General features: G+C 72.5%; 15 protein-coding genes. 3 read left to right on the top strand and 12 right to left on the bottom strand.

Annotated elements, in window-relative coordinates:
- Positions 1–284 precede the first annotated feature (284 nt).
- Positions 285–2531 (top strand): glycosyl hydrolase family 18 protein, encoded by a 2247-nt coding sequence (locus ABT095_RS34070; RefSeq protein ID WP_350533435.1) that lies wholly within the window; start codon positions 285–287, stop codon positions 2529–2531.
- On the opposite strand, the gene ABT095_RS34065 is transcribed toward ABT095_RS34070, so the two are convergent.
- From ABT095_RS34065 to ABT095_RS34015, 11 genes are all read right to left on the bottom strand, one after another.
- A complete protein-coding gene (locus ABT095_RS34065; protein WP_350533434.1) occupies positions 2532–3242 on the bottom strand; it encodes a spermidine synthase family protein in 711 nt (236 codons plus the stop codon).
- Positions 3243–3301: 59 nt separating this feature from the next.
- Entirely contained in the window at positions 3302–4351 is a 1050-nt protein-coding gene (locus ABT095_RS34060) for a YeiH family protein (protein WP_502885115.1), read from the bottom strand.
- 7 nt (positions 4352–4358) lie between these two features.
- Positions 4359–4922 (bottom strand): cysteine dioxygenase family protein, encoded by a 564-nt coding sequence (locus ABT095_RS34055; RefSeq protein WP_350533433.1) that lies wholly within the window; start codon positions 4920–4922, stop codon positions 4359–4361.
- Positions 4923–5019: 97 nt separating this feature from the next.
- Entirely contained in the window at positions 5020–5946 is a 927-nt protein-coding gene (locus tag ABT095_RS34050; protein ID WP_350533432.1) for a LysR family transcriptional regulator, read from the bottom strand.
- Positions 5947–6030: 84 nt separating this feature from the next.
- The gene (locus tag ABT095_RS34045) at positions 6031–6900 is read right to left on the bottom strand and encodes an amino acid ABC transporter permease (RefSeq protein ID WP_350533431.1); all 870 of its coding nucleotides are present in this window, start codon (positions 6898–6900) and stop codon (positions 6031–6033) included.
- The gene (locus ABT095_RS34040) at positions 6897–7541 is read right to left on the bottom strand and encodes an amino acid ABC transporter permease (RefSeq protein WP_350533430.1); all 645 of its coding nucleotides are present in this window, start codon (positions 7539–7541) and stop codon (positions 6897–6899) included. Before ABT095_RS34040 ends, ABT095_RS34045 begins: the two co-directional genes overlap by 4 nt.
- 12 nt (positions 7542–7553) lie before the next feature.
- Positions 7554–8447, bottom strand: a complete 894-nt coding sequence (locus ABT095_RS34035) for a glutamate ABC transporter substrate-binding protein (RefSeq protein ID WP_350533429.1) — start codon at positions 8445–8447, stop codon at positions 7554–7556.
- Positions 8448–8458: 11 nt separating this feature from the next.
- On the bottom strand, positions 8459–9187 hold the full coding sequence (locus ABT095_RS34030; RefSeq protein WP_350533442.1) for an amino acid ABC transporter ATP-binding protein: 729 nt from the start codon (positions 9185–9187) through the stop codon (positions 8459–8461).
- Positions 9188–9222: 35 nt separating this feature from the next.
- The gene (locus ABT095_RS34025) at positions 9223–9474 is read right to left on the bottom strand and encodes a LapA family protein (protein ID WP_350533428.1); all 252 of its coding nucleotides are present in this window, start codon (positions 9472–9474) and stop codon (positions 9223–9225) included.
- 94 nt (positions 9475–9568) lie between these two features.
- On the bottom strand, positions 9569–11335 hold the full coding sequence (locus tag ABT095_RS34020; RefSeq protein ID WP_350533427.1) for an ABC transporter ATP-binding protein: 1767 nt from the start codon (positions 11333–11335) through the stop codon (positions 9569–9571).
- Complete coding sequence (locus tag ABT095_RS34015) at positions 11332–13173, bottom strand: ABC transporter transmembrane domain-containing protein (protein ID WP_350533426.1); 1842 nt, start codon at positions 13171–13173, stop codon at positions 11332–11334. The genes ABT095_RS34020 and ABT095_RS34015 overlap by 4 nt, the downstream gene beginning before the upstream one ends.
- Positions 13174–13547: 374 nt before the next feature.
- Between ABT095_RS34015 and ABT095_RS34010 the strand changes: the two genes are divergently transcribed.
- On the top strand, positions 13548–14402 hold the full coding sequence (locus ABT095_RS34010) for an aldo/keto reductase (protein ID WP_350533425.1): 855 nt from the start codon (positions 13548–13550) through the stop codon (positions 14400–14402).
- 142 nt (positions 14403–14544) lie between these two features.
- Here the strand turns inward: ABT095_RS34010 and ABT095_RS34005 are convergent, their stop codons facing one another.
- Positions 14545–15369 carry a MarR family winged helix-turn-helix transcriptional regulator gene (locus ABT095_RS34005; RefSeq protein ID WP_350533424.1) on the bottom strand — a complete coding sequence of 275 codons (825 nt, stop codon included), beginning with the start codon at positions 15367–15369 and terminating at the stop codon, positions 14545–14547.
- Positions 15370–15850: 481 nt separating this feature from the next.
- Between ABT095_RS34005 and fabG the strand changes: the two genes are divergently transcribed.
- The gene (gene fabG / locus ABT095_RS34000; RefSeq protein ID WP_350533423.1) at positions 15851–16633 is read left to right on the top strand and encodes a 3-oxoacyl-ACP reductase FabG; all 783 of its coding nucleotides are present in this window, start codon (positions 15851–15853) and stop codon (positions 16631–16633) included.
- Positions 16634–16715 lie beyond the last annotated feature (82 nt).

Genomic DNA, 16715 nt, shown 5'->3' with positions numbered 1-16715 from the left:
AACGCTCGGCTGGGAAACCCCAGCCGAGCGTCTGGCTAAACTCCTCGCGGCCTAGACAACCGACCACGTGTTGCAACGACCCCTAGAAACCGCCCACCCGGTACGGGGCCTTCCGCATCCGACGGACCGTCAGATCACAGGTGGTCCAGACCTATTGCCAGGGCTCCGTCACATCCCTACCCTCCAAACAACAGACCTCCGCGGCACCCCGACGGCCCGAGGTCCGCTCCGCCCTGCCCAACCCAGGCAGACCCACCTCCCCACAGGTAGAGGAGCCCCCACCCATGCGCAGACGTCGGTTCCGCCTGCCCCTGCTCGCCGCAGGAGCACTGCTCGCCCCCTTCCTCGCGGTCGCCCTGCCGGGCGCCGCCCATGCCGCCTCGGCCACCGCCTCCTTCGCCAAGGACCAGGACTGGGGCACCGGTTACGGCGGCAGCTACACCATCAACAACGCCACCACCAGCACGATGAACGGCTGGACCCTCGAGTTCGACCTCCCGACGGGCAACTCCGTCGCCTCGCTCTGGAACGCGACGTACACCGCCGCCGCCTCGCACGTGACGGTCAAGCCGCCGAGCTGGCAGACCACCATCGCTCCCGGCGCCACGTACAACTTCGGCTTCAACATCGCCTACTCCGGTGCCTACGCCCCGCTGCTCAACTGCAAGTTGAACGGCAAGCCGTGCGACGGCTCCGGCGGCGACACCCAGGCCCCGACCACCCCGGGCAACCTGCAGGGCACGGCCGGCAACGGCTCGGCCGCCCTCAGCTGGACGGCCAGCACCGACAACGTCGGCGTCGCGGGCTACGACGTGTTCAACGGCTCGGCCAAGGCGGCCACCGTGACCGGCACCAGCGCGACCGTCACCGGCCTGGCGGCAGGCACGTACGGCTTCACCGTGGTCGCCTTCGACGCGGCGGGCAACCGGTCGGCGGCGGCCGGGCCGGTCTCGGTGACGGTGCAGCCCCCGCCGCCGGACACCCAGCCGCCCACCGCCCCCGGCACCCCGACGGTGACCGGCACCAGCTCCAGCAGCGTCTCGCTGAGCTGGGCGGCGAGCACCGACAACGTGGGCGTCGCGGCCTACGACGTCTACAACGGCACCGCCCTCGCCGCCACGGTCACGAGCACCGGCGCCACCGTCAACGGTCTGGCCGCCGACACCCCGTACACCTTCACCGTGAAGGCCCGCGACGCGGCGGGCAACGTCTCGCCCGCCTCCGGCGCCGTGACGGCCCGCACCCAGGCCGGGGGCACCAACCCGGGCGGGGCGATGAAGATCGGGTACTTCACCCAGTGGAGCATCTACGCCCGCGGCTACAGCGTGAAGCAGCTGGACACCTCCGGCAGCGCCGCGCGGCTCAGCACGCTCAACTACGCCTTCGCCAACATCGACCCGACCAGCAAGAAGTGCTTCATCACCAACCACGCGGCCGGCAACGACTCCGACCCGAACGCGGGTGACGGCGCGGGCGACGCCTGGGCGGACTTCGAGAAGGGCTGGGACGGCGGCGCCTCGGTCAACGGCACCACCGACACCTGGGACCAGCCGCTGGCGGGCAACTTCAACCAGCTCAAGGAGCTCAAGGCCAAGTACCCGAACCTCAGGATCCAGATCTCGATCGGCGGCTGGTCCTACAGCAAGTGGTTCTCGGACGCGGCGGCCACCGACGCCTCCCGCAAGGCCATGGTCAGCTCCTGCATCGACCTCTACCTCAAGGGCAACCTGCCCGCGATGGACGGCCGGGGCGGCCCGGGCACGGCGGCCGGGATCTTCGACGGGATCGACCTCGACTGGGAGTGGCCGAACTCCGCCGGGCACCTGGGCAACATCTACAACCCGGCCGACAAGGCCAACTACGTGCTGCTGGCCCAGGAGTTCCGCCGCCAGCTGGACGCGCTGGGCAGCGCCAACGGCAAGCACTACACCCTGAGCGCCTTCCTCCCGGCCGACCCGGCGAAGATCTCGGCGGGCATCGACATCCCCGGCCTGTTCGGCCAGTTCGACTTCGCCACGATCCAGGGCTACGACTACCACGGCGCCTGGGAGACCACCACCAACCAGCAGTCCGCCCTGCACCTGGCCGCCGGTGACCCGGGCCCGTTCCAGTTCAGCTCCGAGATCGCCGTCAACGCGTACGTGAACGGCGGCGCCCCGAAGAGCAAGCTGACCCTGGGCATCCCGTTCTACGGCCGCGGCTGGACCGGCGTCCCGGCGGGCTCCACGCACGGCCTGTTCCAGACCTCGACCGGGCCGGCCCCGGGCACCTACGAGAACGGGTACGAGGACTACCACAAGCTCAAGGACATGGCCACGAGCGGTGGTTACACCATCTACCGCGACCCGGTGGCCGGGTACGCGTACATCTACAACGGGTCCGTCTTCTACACCTACGACGACCCGACCGAGATGGCCCGCAAGACCGCCTGGATCAAGCAGCAGGGCCTGGCGGGCGCGATGATCTGGTCCTTCGACGGGGACACCGCCAACGGTGAGCTGATGGCGGCCGTCGACAACGGGCTCAAGTAACTACGCAGCGCGGCGGCCCAGGTGCACCACATCGGGCACGCCGCGCGGCACCGGGATCTCCACGGTGTGCACATCGGCGAAACCAGCGGCGCGCAGCGCCTCCTCGAAGGCCGGGGAGGGCTGCGCGCTCCACACCGCGAGCACCCCGCCGGGGTTGAGGCAGCGCTGCGCGGCGGCCAGGCCCTCGGGGCCGTAGAGCCCGGCGTTGGAGTCGGTGACCGTCCAGTCCGGGCCGTTGTCGATGTCGAGGCAGAGCGCGTCGTACCGGTCCGCGCCGGAGGCCAGGTACGCCACCAGGTCGCCGTGCAGGACGCGCACCCGCTGATCGTCCAGCGCGTACGCGGAGAAGGCGGCGAGCGGGCCGGTGCGGTGCCAGTCGATGATGGCGCCCTCCCGCTCGGCCACCGCGATCTCGGCCCAGCGCGGCTCGGCGGCGGCGTAGGCGAGCGAGAAGCCCACGCCGAGGCCGCCGATCAGCACCGACGGCCGCTCGGCCGTCAGCGCGTCGAGGGCCGCCTGGATCAGCAGCCGCTCCGAGCGGCCGTCGGCGGTGTCCATCAGGAAGCAGCCGTTGGCGATGATCTCGTAGTGGCCGCCGCGCTCGCGCAGCACCACCTCCCCGTACGGCCCCTCCCGCCGGTCCACCGTCACGGGAGCGCCCAGCACGTCCCGGTCAGCCACCGCGGTGAGGTCGGAGAACGGGTCGGTCATCGCGGTCCTTCCGAAGAGGGTCGTAACCGCACCAGCTTAGACCGACAGTTGGCGGGGTCTCAGGTGGTGAGCAGCACCCCGCCGTAGCTCACCCCGGCGACCACCACCCAGGAGGCGAGGCCGAGCAGCGCGATCCGGCCGCCGGTCTTGGCCATGGTGGGCAGGTGGATGGCACTGCCGAGGCCGAACAGGGCGGCGGCGAGCAGCAGTTCCTGGGCGCTCTGCGCGGCGTCGAGCACGCCGGCGGGCAGGGTGACGAAGGTGCGCAGCACGATCATGGCCAGGAAGCCGGCCACGAAGAGCGGCAGCAGCGGCGGGCGGGTGCCGGTGGCGGGCTGCCCCTTGCGGCGGCGGGCCAGCGCGAGCCCGACCCCGGCGGTGAGCGGGGCGAGGAGGGTGACGCGCATCAGCTTGACCAGCACGGCCTCGCGCAGCGCGACCGGTCCGCCGGTCTGGCCGGTGGCGACCACCTGGCCGACGTCGTGCACGCTGGCGCCGACCCAGCGGCCGAAGGCGTCCGCGTCCAGGCCCAGCGGGTGCTGGAGCATCGGCAGGACGGCGATGGCGAGGGTGCCGCAGAGGGTGACCAGGGCGACGGAGGAGGCGATGTCCTCCTCCTCGCTGCCGGCGGCCTGGCTGACGGCGCCGATCGCGGAGGCACCGCAGATCGAGTAGCCGGTGGCGATCAGCAGCGGCTGGTCGCCCGGCAGGCCGAGCTTGCGGCCGAGCCAGACGGTGCCGAAGAAGGTGGCGGTGACCACGGCGAGCACCATGGCCACGGTGGCCCAGCCGAGCCCGGCCACGTCGTGCAGGCTGAGCTTGAGGCCGAGCAGCACCACGCCGGCCCGCATCAGCCGCTTGCCCGCGAGCGAGAGCCCGGGGCGGGCGATGCCCTTGACCACCGGGCGCAGCACCGGCAGGTGGGCGGCGGCCACGCCGAGCAGCACGGCGGCGGTGAGCCGGGGCACCACGGGGAAGGCGGCGTGCACGGCCCAGGCGGTGGCGACGCCGCAGGCGGCGAGCAGCAGGCCGGGGGCGTCGCGGCGCATGCCCGAGGGCGCGCTGGTGGTGGCCGCCGGGCGGGCGGCGGTGCGCAGGGTCAGGGCCATCGCGGGTTCAGCACTCCTCGGCGGGCAGCCGGTAGACCCGGCGGACGCTGCTGCCCAGGCGGGAGATGTCGGCGCCGTAGGCGTGCAGCGAGATGGCCTTGGTGGTGCCGGAGTTGGTGACCCGGTGGATGTCCCCGGGCGGGGCGAAGGAGGCCACGTCCCCCTGGCCGCTGACGACGTACTCGCTGGCGACCAGCCGGGCGGCGGCTCCGTCGGCGACCAGGCGGTAGCGCTGCTCGCTCTCCTCGCCCAGGTGGACGCCGGTGGTGCACCAGGCGAGGTGGTCGTGGATGGAGGTGCCCTGGCCGGGCATCCAGACCAGGGCGACCAGCGAGAAGCTGCCGTCGGCCTCGGCGTGCACCAGGTGCTGGCGGTAGCGGTCCTGGTGGCCCTCGCACTGCTCGGGGGTGAGCAGGTCGGCGGCACCCAGGTGCGGCCTGAGTGTCTCCGCCGCCAGGTACGCCGTCAGCTCGGGCGCGAGGCCGCGGCCGACGACGGCGCGCAGGTCCTCGACCAGGCTGTGCATGCGGTCCGTGTGGGCGCTGACTGCGATGGTGGCGGATTCTGTCATGTGGTCAGCGTCGGGGCTGGCCACCCATCACGTCCAACAGCAGTTCTTTCGCCACTTTCAAACCACAGCTTATGGGATGAGTGTTTTCGATGGCCGGTCAGCACCCCTGCCGTGCGGCCGCCACCGCCCGCAGCTCGTCGAGCACCAGCGCAGTGGCGGGCACCCGCAGGTGCTCGCGCAGCACGTACGCGCAGACCCGGCGGCGCAGGTGCGGCTCGACCAGGCGGCCCGTCACCTTGCGGTGGCTCAGGAAGGAGAGCACCAGCGCGGGCATCAGCGCCACGCCCACCCCGGCCGCGACCAGGGACTGCACGGCCAGGTTGTCGTCGGTGGTGAAGACCACGTCGGGGGCGAAGCCCTCCTCGGCGCAGACCTGCAGCAGATTGGCCCGGCAGCGCGGGCAGCCGGCGATCCAGCGCTCCTCGGTGAGGTCGGAGAGCCGTACGGCGTGCCGCCGGGCGTAGGGGTGGCCGACCGGGAGCAGCACGGTGAGCTGGTCCTCCAGGAGCGGGATCTCCACCAGCTCCTCGGGCCCGTTCTCGGCCCCGGACACGGCGGCGCCGGGCGAGCCGGGGTAGGTGAAGGCCAGCGCGATGTCGCACTCCCCGCGCAGCAGCCGGTGCACCGACTCGGGCGGCTCGGCCTCCATCAGCTCGACCCGCACCCCGGGGTGGTCGGCGAGCAGCCGGGCGGTGGCCTCGGGGATGAGCGTGGCGTTGGCGCTGGGGAAGGCGCAGATCCGCACCCGCCCGGCCCGCAGCCGGGCCAGCGCGCCGAGCTGCTGCTGGGCGGCGGAGAGGCTGCCGAGGATCACCTCGGCATGCCGGGCCAGCGCCTCGCCGGCCTCGGTCAGCCGCAGCCCCCGCCCGGCCCGGGTGAACAGCGGGACACCGGCCGAACGCTCCAGCGCCTTCATCTGCTGGGTGACCGCCGGCTGGGTGTAGCCCAGTGCCCGGGCGGCCGCCGAGTACGAGCCGGCGCTGACCACCTCGTGGAACGTCTTGATGTGGCGTGAGTCGAACACCGTCGAATCATAAGCAGAATTTGGAGTGTCGAACCATCTCCTCAACCACCCCTTTGGTACCGGTGCTCCACTTCCGGACGATGCCTACTGCTGCGCCTCCGGCGGCAGCCCCAGCGCCACCCCCGCCTTGGCCATCGGCGCCCCGCCCTTGACCCGGGGGCTGCGCCGCCCGCGCCGCTCGACCCAGCGGGCCAGCCAGGAGAGCAGCAGGCACATGCCGATGTAGATCGGTGCGATCACCAGCACCACCGGGATGAACGGCAGGTCGTAGTCCAGGTTGGTGGCGATCAGCTTGCCCGCGTGCAGGAACTCCTCGTAGGTGATCAGGAAGCCCAGCGAGGTGTCCTTGAGCGCCACCACCAGCTGGCTGATGATGCTGGGCAGCATCGCCCGGTTCGCCTGCGGCACCAGCACGTACGCCATCACCTGGGTCTTGCGCAGCCCGAGCGCGAAGGCCGCCTCGCGCTGGCCCTTGGGCACGGCGAGCACCCCGGCCCGGAAGACCTCGGCCAGCACCGAGCCGTTGTAGAGGGTCAGCCCGGCCACCAGGGCCCAGAGCGGCTGGACCTTCATCGCGACGAAGATGAAGAAGATCATCACCAGCAGCGGCATGGCCCGGAAGAACTCCACCACCAGCGTGGCCGCCCACCGCACCACCCGGTGGTCCGAGAGCCGCCCCGCGGCGAAGAACGCGCCGAACGGGAGCGCGAACAGCGCCGTGAACGCGAAGGCCTTGAGCGTGTTGCCGAGGCCGTGCAGCAGCAGACGCTGGATGCCCTGGTACTCGAAGGGCATCCACTTCTGGTAGGTGAACTGGTGGGTGTCGAACAGCTCCCACACCACCCAGCCGAGCAGCGCGAGCAGCCCGAGCAGGGCCAGCCCGCCGTACAGCCGGTGCCGGGCCGCGGCCTTCGGGCCGGGGACGTCGTACAGCGCACTCGCCGAGGAGCTCATCGCGCCACCGCCCACTTGCGCTCCATCAGGTTGAAGACGGCGCTGATCGCCAGCGTGATGACCAGGTAGCCGACGGCGATCCAGACGAAGGTCCAGATGATGCTGTAGCCCAGCTCGTTGAGGGTCCGGTAGGTGCCGAGCAGCTCGACCACGCTGAACGAGCCGGCGATCGCCGTGTTCTTCGCCAGCGCGATCATCACACTGCCCACCGGCGCGATCACCGACCGGAAGGCCTGCGGCAGCACCACCAGGCCCAGCGTCTGCCCGAAGGTCATCCCGAGGCTGCGCGCCGCCTCGCCCTGCCCGGTGGGCACCGTGTTGATGCCCGAGCGCAGCGCCTCGCAGACGAAGGCCGAGGTGTAGCAGCCGAGCGCCAGCACCGCGAAGGTGAAGAACGGCAGCGAGACGCCGAACCTCGGCAGGCCGAGCACCACGATGAAGAACAGCAGCGTCAGCGGCGTGTTGCGCAGCACCGTCACCCAGGCCGCGCCCAGCGTGCGCAGCGGCCCCACGGGCGAGACCCGGCAGGCGGCCATCAGCACCCCGAGCACCAGCGCGAGCAGCGCGCTCACCCCGGTCAGCTCCAGGGTGCCGAGGAAGCCGTGCCAGTAGGTCGAGAAGTTGGCGGTCAGGACTTTCACGCGGGTGCCCCCTCAGTACCGGTCGATCGGCGGCGGCGTCGGAGCGGGCACCCCGGAGAGCCCGAGCGTCGCGTCGTAGGCGGCCTTCCAGTCGCCGTTCTTCTCGTGCCGGGCCAGCGCGTCGTCCAGCGCCAGGCGCAGCACGGTGTCCGACTTCGGGGTGCCGATGCCGTACGGCTCGGTGGAGAACGGCTGGCCGGCGATCTTCAGTTCGTCCGGCACCTTGGCGGCGTAGCCCTGCAGGATGGCGTTGTCCGTGGTCACGGCGTCCACCTGACCGGTGATCAGGTTGTCCACGCAGGCCGAGTAGGTGTCGTAGCCCACCAGCTGCGCCTTGGGGTACTGGTCCTTGATCCGCTGGTACGGGGTCGAACCGGCCGCCGAGCACACCTTCTTGCCCGCCAGGTCCTTCGGCCCGTGAATCGAGTCGTCGAGCTTGCGCACCAGCAGGCTCTGCCCGGCGACGAAGTACGGCCCGGCGAAGCCGACCAGCTTCTTCCGGTTGGCGTTGATGGTGTACGTGCCCACGTAGTAGTCCACCTGGCCGTTCTGCAGGGCCGTCTCGCGGTTGGCGGAGGCGATCGTGCGGAACTGCACCTGGCCGGGGGCGAAGCCCAGGTCGGCGGCGACCATCTTGGCGATCTCGATGTCGAAGCCGGAGTACACGCCGGTCGCCGGGTTCTTCTGGCCCAGGTAGGGCTGGTCCTCCTTGGCCCCGACCACCAGGTGGCCCCGGCTGCGCGCCGAGTCCAGGGTCGGCGAGCCCTGCACGGCGTCGGTGCTGCGCACCTGGTAGCTGGGCAGGGCGCTGGGCTGCGGGCCCTTGGGCGGCGGGGTACCGGGCTTGCCGCAGCCGGCCAGCAGGGCCAGCGCGAGCAGGGCGGGGCCGAGCAGCTTCCGTGTCACCGGGCGGCCTCTCAGTGCTTGAGGATCTTGGAGAGGAAGTCCCGGGCCCGCTCGGTCTCGGGGGCGCTGAAGAAGGCCTCCGGGGCGCGGTCCTCCAGGATCCGGCCGTCCGCCATGAAGACCACCCGGTTCGCGGCCGAGCGGGCGAAGCCCATCTCGTGGGTGACCACGACCATCGTCATGCCCTCGGCGGCCAGTGAGCGCATCACGTCGAGCACCTCGTTGATCATCTCCGGGTCGAGCGCGGAGGTCGGCTCGTCGAAGAGCAGCGCCTTGGGGCTCATCGCCAGCGCGCGGGCGATCGCCACCCGCTGCTGCTGGCCCCCGGAGAGCTGCGCCGGGTACTTGTCGGCGTGCGCGGCCAGGCCCACCCGCTCGAGCAGCTCCCGGGCGGTCCGCTCGGCCTCGGGCCTGGACCGCTTGCGGACCTTCACCTGGGCCAGCGCGACGTTCTGCAGCACCGTCTTGTGCGCGAACAGGTTGAAGGACTGGAAGACCATCCCCACCTCGGCCCGCAGCCGGGCCAGGCCCTTGCCCTCCTCGGGCAACGGCACGCCGTCGATGGTGATGGTGCCGCTCTCGATCTGCTCCAGCCGGTTGATCGCCCGGCAGAGGGTGGACTTGCCGGAGCCGGAGGGGCCGATCACCACGACCACCTCGCCCCGGCCGACGGTGAGGTCCACGTCCTGGAGCACGTGCAGGCTGCCGAAGTGCTTGTTCACCCCGCGGAGCTCGATCAGCGGGGTGAATCCTGGCGTGCTGCCCGCCGTACTGCTCAACCCCGGCGCCCCTTGACCAGCCAGCCGAGCGCGAACCCGGCCAGCAGGGTGGCGAGCAGCGCGATCCAGAGCGGTGAGGAGACGGTGAACACCCAGAACTGGATTTTCACCTTGTCCAGGTTCGCGAAGAGGAACCAGATCGCCAGGATGACGATGACGCCGATCGCGATCACCCGGTTGGGGATGCCCGCGATCTGGCCGCCCCCGCGCGATCCGGTGGATGACGAGCCGTCTGAAGTCTTGGTCACCTCCGCAGTCTGCGCCGCCCCTCCGCCCGCACCGCCCCTCGCCACCTCCGCGTCCTCCGATCGGCCCAGTCCGTACGCCCTGACGGGTGAGGGCCTACTCGTCGCGCCAGGAGCGCCAGAGTGCCGCGTACGGGCCGGCCGCCGCGACCAGCTCGGGGTGGCTGCCGTACTCGCTGATCCGGCCGCGCTCGACCACCGCGATGACGTCGGCGTCGTGCGCGGTGTGCAGGCGGTGGGCGATGGCGATCACCGTGCGGCCGGCCAGCACCCGGGCCAGCGAGCGCTCCAGCTGCCGGGCCGCGCGCGGGTCGAGCAGGGACGTCGCCTCGTCGAGCACCAGGGTGTGCGGATCGGCCAGGACCAGGCGGGCCAGGGCGAGCTGCTGGGCCTGCGGGGGCGTCAGGGCCGTGCCGCCGGAGCCCACCTCGGTGTCGAGGCCGGCCGGGAGGGCGGCCACCCAGGCGGTGGCGTCCACCGCGGCCAGGGCGTCGTGCAGCTCGGTGTCGCCCGCCGTGGCCCGGGCCAGCCGCAGGTTGTCCCGCAGGGTGCCGACGAAGACGTGGTGCTCCTGGTTGACCAGGGCGACCTCGGCGCGCACCCGCTCGGCGGGCATCCGGGAGAGCGCGGCGCCGCCCAGGGTGACGCTGCCCTTGCGCGGGGCGTAGATCCCCGCGAGCAGCCGGCCCAGGGTGGACTTGCCCGCGCCCGAGGGGCCCACCAGCGCCACCCGGCTGCCGGGGGCCACCGCGAGGCTGATCGCGTGCAGCACGTCCGCCCCCTCGCGGTAGCCGAAGCTCACCTCCTCGGCCGTCACCTCGCGGCCCTGCGGCCGGGCCCGCTCGTCGGTCTCCGGCGCCGTCACCTCCTGCACGCCCACCAGCCGGGCCAGCGAGGCCTGGCCGATCTGCAGTTCGTCGTACCAGCGCAGGATCAGGTCCACCGGGTGCACCAGGGCCTGGGCGTACAGCACCCCGGCGGTCAGCTGCCCGATGCTCAGCCGGCCGTGCACGGCGGCGAGACCGCCCACCGTCAGGGTGGCCAGCACGGCGATCGCGTAGGTGGCGTCCACGCTGGGGAACCAGACGGTGCGCAGCCACATGGTGTACCGCTCCCAGGCGACCCACTCGGCGATCTTGCGGTCCGTCAGGCGGACCCGCTGCCCGCCCAGGCGCAGCGCCTCGACGGTGCGGCCGGCGTCCACCGTCTCGGCCAGCACGGTGTTGACCGCCGCGTACCCCGCGCCCTCGGCCCGGTAGGACTGCGGAGCGCGGCGGAAGTACCACCGGGAGGTGACCAGGAGCAGCGGCACCCCGAGCACCGAAGTCAGCGCGAGCAGCGGGCTGGTGACCAGCAGGGCGCCGAGCACCAGCACCACCGAGACCAGCGCGACGGCCAGCTCGGGCACGGCCTCCCGGACGGACTTGGCCAGCCGGTCGATGTCGGTGGTGCCGCGGGAGACCAGATCGCCCGTGCCGGCGCGCTCGAGGACGCCGGGCGGCAGCGCCACCGAGCGGACCAGGAAGTCCTCCCGGAGGTCGGCCAGCACCTCCTCGCCGAGGATCGAGCCGCGCAGCCGCGACCAGCCCATGAAGGCGGACTGGACGGCCAGCGCCGCCGCGTACCACCCCACCGCCGGGAGCAGCCGCACCGGGCCGCCGGCGCCGATCCGCTCGACCAGGCCGCCGAGCAGCCACGGCCCGACCAGCCCGGCGAGGGTGGAGACGCTGTGCAGCACCACGACGGCGCCGAAGCCCCGCCGGTGGCGCCGGGCGAGCAGCCGGACGTACCGCCGCACGGCGGCCGGCGAGCCGACCGGCAGCATGGTGGCGGGCCCGCGCTCCTGCTGGGCCGGGGGCTTCATGACGCCTCCTGGAGGCTCGGGTGGTCGTCCTCGCGGGTGACCACGGCCCGGTAGTGGGGGTGGGTGTGCAGCAGCTCGCAGTGGGTGCCGGTGGCGGCCACCCGGCCCTCCTGGACCAGGGCCACCACGTCGGCCTGGTCGAGCAGCAGCGGGCTGGTGGCCAGCACCACCGTGGTGCGGCCCGCCCGCAGGCCGCGCAGGCCGGCCGCGACCCGGGCCTCGGTGTGGGCGTCGACCGCGCTGGTCGGCTCGTCGAGCACCAGGACCGGCGGGTCGGCGAACAGCGAGCGGGCCAGCGCGAGCCGCTGGCGCTGGCCGCCGGAGAGCGAGCGCCCGCGCTCGGTGACGGTGGCGAGCAGCGCGTCGCCCCCGCACTCGGGCGAGCCCTCTACCAGGGCCTCGAGCACGTCCTCCGCCTGGGCGGCGGCCATCGCCTCGGGGACGGCCACCCGGCCGGAGGCCGGGACGTCGAGCAGCGCGGCCAGCGTGCCGGAGAGCAGCGCGGGCTCCTTGTCGTGGACCAGCACGGCGGCCCGGGCCGCGGCCAGCGGCGCGGTGTCCAGCGGCACGCCGCCCAGCCGGGCGGCCGGCTCGGGCTGCTCGCCCTCCGCCAGCGGCACGTGCCCGCCGAGCCGGGCCGCCAGCGCGCCCGCCACGTCGGGATCGCCGCAGACCACGGCGGTGAGCCGCCCGGCCCGCACCGTCAGCCCGGTGACCGGGTCGTACAGGTCGGCCGAATCGGCCTCGGGCAGCTCCGCTCCGTCGGCCGCGGCCGGCCCGGTCTCCGGAACGCCTGCCCCGGGCAGCCGCCCCTGGTCACCGGCCGGGCCCGCCGGCTCCTCGAGGCGGCTCAGCGCCAGCACCCGGACGGCCCGCCCGGCCGAGACCCGGGCCACGCTCCAGGCGTGCGCCGCCTCGCCGAGCACCCGCAGCGGCGCCGCCAGGAAGGCGGTGGCCCCGTAGACGGCGACCAGCTCGCCGACGCCGATCCGGCCGCTCAGCGCGAGCTCGGCGCCGTACCAGGTGACCCCGATGACGAACAGGCCGGGCAGCAGCACCTGCTGGGCCTGCATCAGCGACCAGATCCTGGCGCTGCGCACGGCGGCGCCGCGCACCTGCTGGGAGGCCTCCCGGTACCGCGCGAGGAACAGCTCCTCGCCGCCGATGCCGCGCAGCACCCGCAGGCCCGCGACGGTGTCGGCCGCCAGCTCGCCGGCCTTGCCGCCGAGAGCCCGCTGCTCGTCGTAGCGCCGCTCGAAGGGGCCGAGCAGCGGCCAGACGGACACCGCGAGCACCGGCACCCCGAGCAGCACCACCAGACCGAGCAGCGGCTGCCGGACCAGCACCACCACGCTGACGCCCAGCCAGACCAGCACCGCGGCCCGGACCCGGGCCATCAGCTCGACGTACCAGCCGATCTTCTCCACGTCCCCGCTGCTGACCGCGACCAGCTCGCCGGTGGCGATCCGGCGGGACAGCCCGGCGCCGAGCCGGGAGGCCTGCCGGGCGACCAGCTGCCTGGTCTGCGCGGCGGCGGTGATCCAGTTCCACACCGCCTGGCGGTGGCAGTTGACTCCGCCGACGGACTGCAGCACGGCCAGGCCGAGCGCGAGCGCGGCGGCCCGCCAGACGCCGGCGGCCCAGTGGTCGACCGCGGACTGGATGCCGAGGCCGAGCGCGGCGGGCAGGGCCGCCTGGCAGCCCGTCTCGAGCACGGCCCACAGGGTGGCGAGCAGCTGCCCGCGCCGCTGGCTGCGGCCGAGCCAGCGCAGGAAGGGCAGCGGCCCCCGCAGATCGGGGCGGCCGGGATCGGGCATGGGTAGGTCTACGAGCGGCATGACGCTCCGTCACGGGGGCAGGAGGGTGCAGGGGAACTCGAAACGGCTCTGCCCTCGTACCTGAGAGGGCTTCTCGCGGTGCCGATTCGGCTTTGCGACGGACCGGCGGGCCCGGGGGATCACGGTGTGCCGATTACTGGGAGTCCGAGCCTGCCCGGCGGCACGTGACGCACGCAACAGGTTTTCCGGGCGCACCCGGGGAATGCCGTTCGTTGGCCTCCACGGCGCCCGGGTACCGGCGCTGGACGGGGGCCTCGGGGCCGTCCGTACTTTCATCAATTCCGGTGAATTTCCGCGAGGTGGGAACATTTTCTGACCGCCCCCGGTTACTCCCCGGCGGTACCAATTGGACAATCCGGAAGGTTCCCCTTCTAGTGACCACCATTCCCAGCATCACCCTGAACAACGGCGCCCGGATTCCGCAGCTCGGGTTCGGCGTCTGGCAGGTCGAGGACGACGCGGCCGAGGCCGCCGTCCGCACCGCGATCGAGGCGGGCTACCGCAGCATCGACACCGCGGCGATCTACGAGAACGAGGCCGGCACCGGCCGGGGCATCGCCGGCGCGGGCGTGCCCCGCGAGGAGCTGTACATCACCACCAAGCTGTGGAACTCGGGCAAGCGCGACTGGTCCGGCGCCCAGGGCCAGGACGCGGTGCTCCGCGAGTTCGACTCCTCCCTGGCCAAGCTGGGCCTGGAGTACGTCGACCTCTACCTGATCCACTGGCCGCGCCCGATGCACGGCAGCTTCGAGAACATCTGGCAGGCCTTCGAGAAGCTCGCGGCCGACGGCCGGGCCCGCTCGGTCGGCGTCTCCAACTTCGGCCCCGCCCAGCTGGACGCGCTCGCCGAGCGCTCCGGCGTGGTGCCGGTGCTCAACCAGATCGAGCTGCACCCGCACTTCCCGCAGCACGAGCTGCGCGCCTACCACGCGGAGCACGGCATCGCGACGGAGGCCTGGAGCCCGCTCGGCCAGGGCAAGGCCCTGCTCACCGAGCCCGCCCTGGTGCAGATCGCCGAGAAGCACGGGCGCACCGTCGCCCAGGTGGTGCTCCGCTGGCACCTGCAGAGCGGCGTCATCGCCATCCCGAAGTCGGTGACCCCCTCCCGCATCCGGGAGAACCTGGACGTCGCCGGCTTCGAGCTGGACGAGGCGGACATGGCGGCCGTCGCCGCCACCGCCACCGGCGAGCGCCTGGGGCCGGACCCGCAGGGCTTCGACTGGAACTGACCGGGCACGCGTGAGGGGCTGCCCCACCCGACGGCACAGCGGTGCCGAGCGGGTGGGGCAGCCCCTCACGTCCTCCCGGGGGAGGAATCTCCGGACCATACGCCCGTCCGGTAAATCGTTCCTGCTGTGATCGGAGCGCCGACTACAGTCGCGCGGCCTTGGCCAGCAGCGCGAGCGCGGCCTCGTGCTCGTGCGGCTCCAGCGGAGCGAGCAGCAGTTCCTGCACCTCACGCACTCCGGCGGTGGAGCGGTGGAGCAGCTCCTGGCCGGCCGGGGAGAGCGAGAGCAGGTTGCGGCGGCCGTCCGATGGGTCGCGGCGCCGGAGCACCAGACCGCGCCGGACCAGGCGGCTGACCATCTCCGCCATCGTCGCCTTGTCGAGCGAGGCCAGCTCACCGACCGTGCGCTGGTCGGCGCCCGGCTCGGTCTCCAGCGCGTCCAGCACCGCGTACTGCGGCGCCGTCAGGTCGCAGCCGACCTTCTCGGACCACAGCTTGGTGTGGACCTGCTGGGCCACCCGGATCAGGTACCCGATCGCCCGCTGGGCGTCGAGCACCGGACGGGAGTCGGTCACCATGGCGACCGCCCCGGGCTCCAGCCTGGCTATTTTCGCCATCACCCGGACGATTTCCGTCTGCTCGTCCGGAGTCAGGTTCTCGAAGAGTGTCCGCTGGACGCGGACCACTCCGCCGGTCGCCTCGCGGACGGCCTGAGCGCCGTTCTGCGAGAGGGCCAGCAGTTTGCGCCGACCGTCGGCGGGGTCTCGGCGCCGGAGCACCAGACCGCGCCGGACGAGCCGGGCGACCATCTCCGCCATCGTCGCCTTGTCCAGAGAGGCGCGCTCGCCCACCGTGCGCTGGTCAGCGCCAGGTTCGAGGGCGAGCACCAGGAGCACGGCGAACTGCGGAGCCGTCAGTTCGGTACCGACGTGTTCGGACCACAAGCGGGTGTGTACCTGCTGGGCCACGCGGATGAGGTGGCCGGGCGACTGCTGCAGTCGACCGGGCACACGGGTCGTCGGGATCTCCCCCAGCACCATGAAATCCGTCCCGATGTCACACCCGGTGTGTGTGGGACACCCGGGCGGGGCAGTAACGGCGAGTGAGCGTCCTGCTGTGAAGGTAAGCGCGCCAGCCGTGCAGCCGGTGGCTGCTGGCGCACACTATACAAACGGTCGGCCCGTACTGGCAGGCGGGGGCCAAGAGTAGACGCCTGTTCGTTGAAGTTGGCATATTTCCACAACCTGTCGCGATCACGACGAGTGCTCCGCCCGACCGACCCCGGCAAGCCGCCCTCACCCTCTGTCACCTGCGACTCTGCCCTCTGGCCCGGAACCTTACCCGCCGGTAGGGTTGCCGCCGCAGCGCTCTCACCACCACCCTTCCGGGTCAGGCCGCCTTCCGGGGCGGCCTTCGACCGTCACCCGACCGAGAGAGACGAGTACGAGCATGAGCGAGCAGACCGCCACCTCCCCGAACGCCGGCCCCCGGGTCGCCGTGGTCACCGGCGCCGCGCGCGGGATCGGTGCCGCGACCGCCGAGCGCCTGGCCGCCGACGGGTACGCCGTCGCCGTCCTCGACCTCACCGAGGAGTCGGCCAAGGCCACCGCCGAGCGGATCGAGGCGGCGGGCGGGCGCGCGCTCGCCGTCGGCGCGGACGTCTCGGACGCCGAGCAGGTGGCCGCGGCGGTCGAGAGGATCGCCGCCGAGCTGGGCGCCCCGGTGGTCCTGGTGAACAACGCCGGGGTGCTCCGGGACAACCTGATCTTCAAGATGTCCGAGTCCGACTGGGACACGGTCATGAACGTGCACCTGCGCGGCGCCTTCCTGATGACCCGCGCCGTCCAGAAGTACATGGTGGACGCCAGGTTCGGCCGGATCGTCAACCTCTCCTCCTCCTCGGCGCAGGGCAACCGCGGCCAGGCCAACTACTCCGCGGCCAAGGCCGGTCTGCAGGGCTTCACCAAGACCATGGCGATCGAGCTCGGCAAGTTCGGCATCACCTCCAACGCCGTCGCCCCCGGTTTCATCGCCACCGACATGACGGCCGCCACCGCCGCGCGGGTCGGCATGGAGTTCGACGCCTTCATGCAGGCGGCCGCCTCGCAGATCCCGGTGAACCGGGTGGGGCTGCCCGAGGACATCGCCAACACGATTTCCTTCCTCGCCGCCGAGGCCGCCGGATTCGTCTCCGGCCAGGTGATCTACGTGGCGGGGGGGCCGCTCGACTAGTCGGTGCACGTCCACCCGCGGGAAAAACCGGACGCCCGGCTTCTTTTTACCGCTCCTATATATAGGGGACGGCGAACGCGGC

The organism is Kitasatospora sp. NPDC002227 (genome assembly GCF_040296285.1).
Taxonomy (GTDB): domain Bacteria; phylum Actinomycetota; class Actinomycetes; order Streptomycetales; family Streptomycetaceae; genus Kitasatospora.
This window is presented reverse-complemented; position numbering and strand designations above follow the sequence as displayed.

Excerpts from the sequence above, each read along its gene's own strand:
- ABT095_RS34055 (WP_350533433.1), bottom strand. The coding sequence starts at position 4,922 with ATGACAGAATCCGCCACCATCGCAGTCAGCGCCCACACGGACCGCATG.
- ABT095_RS34060 (WP_502885115.1), bottom strand. The coding sequence starts at position 4,351 with ATGGCCCTGACCCTGCGCACCGCCGCCCGCCCGGCGGCCACCACCAGC.
- fabG (WP_350533423.1), top strand. The coding sequence starts at position 15,851 with ATGAGCGAGCAGACCGCCACCTCCCCGAACGCCGGCCCCCGGGTCGCC.
- ABT095_RS34020 (WP_350533427.1), bottom strand. The coding sequence starts at position 11,335 with ATGAAGCCCCCGGCCCAGCAGGAGCGCGGGCCCGCCACCATGCTGCCG.
- ABT095_RS34015 (WP_350533426.1), bottom strand. The coding sequence starts at position 13,173 with ATGCCGCTCGTAGACCTACCCATGCCCGATCCCGGCCGCCCCGATCTG.
- ABT095_RS34045 (WP_350533431.1), bottom strand. The coding sequence starts at position 6,900 with ATGAGCTCCTCGGCGAGTGCGCTGTACGACGTCCCCGGCCCGAAGGCC.
- ABT095_RS34070 (WP_350533435.1), top strand. The coding sequence starts at position 285 with ATGCGCAGACGTCGGTTCCGCCTGCCCCTGCTCGCCGCAGGAGCACTG.
- ABT095_RS34065 (WP_350533434.1), bottom strand. The coding sequence starts at position 3,242 with ATGACCGACCCGTTCTCCGACCTCACCGCGGTGGCTGACCGGGACGTG.